This is a genomic window from Ruminococcus sp. CAG:379 (genome assembly GCF_000434255.1).
Classification (GTDB): domain Bacteria; phylum Bacillota; class Clostridia; order Oscillospirales; family Ruminococcaceae; genus Ruminococcus_F; species Ruminococcus_F champanellensis.
The window spans coordinates 1-2,772 of sequence record NZ_FR894882.1 but is presented as its reverse complement, the minus strand read 5'-3'; the positions used below and the strand labels follow the sequence as shown (position 1 = coordinate 2,772).

Here is a 2,772-nt window from a genome sequence, read left to right as displayed (position 1 = left end):
TGAACTCCAGCCAGCTGATGGTCATGTCCTCCTGCTCCATGCTGGACTACTATGTGGCACAGAGCGCATCCTATAACAATGCGGAATATGTGATTTCCGCCATCAACGTGATGGTAGGCAAGGAGAACGGCATTGTCATCGCCAACAAGGCGCTGGAGCAGACCAATATCACCATTACCGAGGGACAGCTCAGCGGTCTGCGGACGCTGGTGATCGTGGTGATCCCGCTGATCGTGGTGGTCATCGGACTGGTTGTATTTGTAAGGAGAAGAAATCGATGAACAAAACTGCCAAGGGCATTCTCATCGGCGCCGGAGTTCTGGTGCTGCTGTCCGGCGCATTGGTTGCGCTGAAGCTGACTGCGCCGGATTCCGGTACCGCTTCCGGCAGCAGTCTCAGCTCCCAGGAGGATCATTCCACCCTGTTGTGGGAGCTGGACGAAAAGGATATCAAAAGCGTTGCCGTAACCTTCGGCACCGACAGCTATACGATCCTGCCTGAGGCGCCTACCCAGGATGACGATGGGAATACAGTGTACAACTACACCCTGGAAAACACCACAGGACTGAATGTGGACACAGTGTTGCTGCGGACGGTGGCATCCCGGGCGGTTGCCGTCACTGCCGTGAATACGGTGGAGGAGCATACCTCCGATCTTGCCCAGTACGGGCTTGATAAGCCCCGTGCCACGGTGACGCTGACCATGCAGGACGGCACGGTGAAGGCATTCTTCATCGGCAACGCCTCCCCCCTGAGCAGTCAGACCTATTTTGCCCTCAAGGGGGAGGATACGGTGTATACTGTGGCAAGCGATAAGCTGTCACCCTTCCTGAAGGGTGAGGGAGAGTATCTGAGCAAGGAGATCGTGCCGGAGCGTGCGGAGGATGATAAAACCATTCTGGAGGAGATTCTGATCCAGCGCAAGGATCTGGACTATGACATCCGGCTGAAATACGACAGCTTCTATGCAAAAGTAGAAAACGGCGGCACCACCGCCACCCACATTATGACCCAGCCGGTGCCCTGCAACGTGAACCCGGACAGAGGCTCCAAGATTACCGTGGGCATGTACGGTCTGACTGCCAGCGGCGTGGTGAAGGTGCATCCGACCCAGGCGGATCTGGAAGCCTACGGGCTGGAGGATCCCTTCTGCACCATGACTGTCACCACGGATGCCGGCGTGATCCAGACACTGAAGATCGGCAAGTCCTTTCAGCTTGAAGGGGACGATACCGTATATTATTACGGTTATTATGACGGGGTGGACGTGGCATACAGCTTTACCGCAGAAACTGCGCCCTGTATTTCCGTACAGCCCCGGGACATTTCCTCCGGGCTGGTGTTCACCACCTATGTATGGGATATCGGCAAGCTGACGGTAACGGCAAAGGATCGGGAAACCATGACCTTCACCGGCTCCGGTACCTCCAAGGATGATTACCAGGTACAGCTAAACGGCAAGGAGGCAGATCCGGAGCGTTTCCGCAAGTTCTATGTATTCCTGCTGAAAACCGCCGCAGAGGATCTTTGCCTCAACGGGGAAACGGTGCAGGGAGATCCTCTGGCGACCATCACCCTGGAGCGGCAGGACGGGAAAAAGACCCAGACCGTTTCCTTCTACGAAGCGGAGGGCAGAAAGGTCTACATTGAGGTGGACGGGGTATGCGCCTTTATGTGCCGCCGGAGCTTTGTGGACACACTGTTCAAGAACATGGATCTGTACGATACGGATCAAGATTTTATTCTCAACTGGTAAGGAATCCGACAGATTTCGCAGCACTGCTGTGGTATCCTGGAAGATGCCGCATGACCGGCATTGAAACAACGAGGGGGCAAGTGTTATGAGTTTTTTCACCTACAAGGGCTATCCGCTGGTGCGCAAGGACAAGGAGCTGTACTTCGGGAATATGTACGATGAGTATGTGGTCTGGATGCAGATCCAGGAAACCCGGAAGCTGCAGGATCTGGACGTGGCGTCCAAGATCAAAATCTATCTGATGCGCACGGATGAAAAACTGAATCCTATGGAGGCTATTGTAAAAACCGGGGAACGGGAGAGCCTGTACGATGCACTGGATCTGGCAAAGGCATGGCTGGATCGGGCAGAGCGGGAAACAGCTTGATAAAAGCCGCTCTGCACAGACTGCGGAGGGCTGCCGATGAAGCCGCAGGGCGAATCCTGCGGCTTTTTTGGGAGAGGGGAAATTTTTTCGGAAAACCCCTAGCATTTTTGGAATGGGTATGGTATAATGATTATAAGTCCGGACAGCTGTGCTATGCATATGGGTCCGGGGAATAGATGCCGGAAGGCATCAAAAAAGTATGGAGGTATTTACCAATGGCAAACAAATGGGTCTACATGTTTAGCGAAGGCGACATGACCATGCGCAACCTGCTCGGCGGCAAGGGTGCAAACCTGGCTGAGATGACCAGCATCGGTCTTCCGGTACCGCAGGGCTTCACTATCACAACTGAGGCTTGTACACAGTATTACGAAGACGGACGCAAGATCAACGACGAGATCATGGCACAGGCTATGGAAGGCGTCAAGAAGATGGAAGAGATCAACGGCAAGAAGTTCGGCGATCTGAAGAATCCGCTTCTGGTTTCCGTTCGTTCCGGCGCACGTGCATCCATGCCCGGCATGATGGACACCATCCTGAACCTGGGTCTGAATGACGACGTTGTTGACGCTATGATCAAGGGCAACCCGGATCCGGCGTTTGAGCGTTTTGTATATGACTCCTACAGACGTTTCATCCAGATGTTCTC

The 2,772-nt window shown here is 54.1% G+C and carries 4 protein-coding genes; all 4 read left to right on the top strand.

What is annotated here, in order from left to right; all coding sequences use genetic code 11:
• Positions 1–281: hypothetical protein (locus QVO51_RS04855; protein WP_288167876.1), on the top strand; the 281-nt coding region annotated here is incomplete at its 5' end.
• The gene (locus QVO51_RS04850; RefSeq protein WP_022357450.1) at positions 278–1,756 is read left to right on the top strand and encodes a DUF4340 domain-containing protein; all 1,479 of its coding nucleotides are present in this window, start codon (positions 278–280) and stop codon (positions 1,754–1,756) included. The genes QVO51_RS04855 and QVO51_RS04850, both read left to right, overlap by 4 nt.
• An 85-nt stretch (positions 1,757–1,841) precedes the next feature.
• The gene (locus tag QVO51_RS04845; RefSeq protein ID WP_015557585.1) at positions 1,842–2,123 is read left to right on the top strand and encodes a hypothetical protein; all 282 of its coding nucleotides are present in this window, start codon (positions 1,842–1,844) and stop codon (positions 2,121–2,123) included.
• 215 nt (positions 2,124–2,338) lie between these two features.
• The coding region (locus QVO51_RS04840; RefSeq protein WP_288167875.1) for a PEP/pyruvate-binding domain-containing protein at positions 2,339–2,772 on the top strand (434 nt) is incomplete at its 3' end.

Excerpts from the sequence above, each read along its gene's own strand:
- QVO51_RS04850 (WP_022357450.1), top strand. The coding sequence starts at position 278 with ATGAACAAAACTGCCAAGGGCATTCTCATCGGCGCCGGAGTTCTGGTG.
- QVO51_RS04845 (WP_015557585.1), top strand. The coding sequence starts at position 1,842 with ATGAGTTTTTTCACCTACAAGGGCTATCCGCTGGTGCGCAAGGACAAG.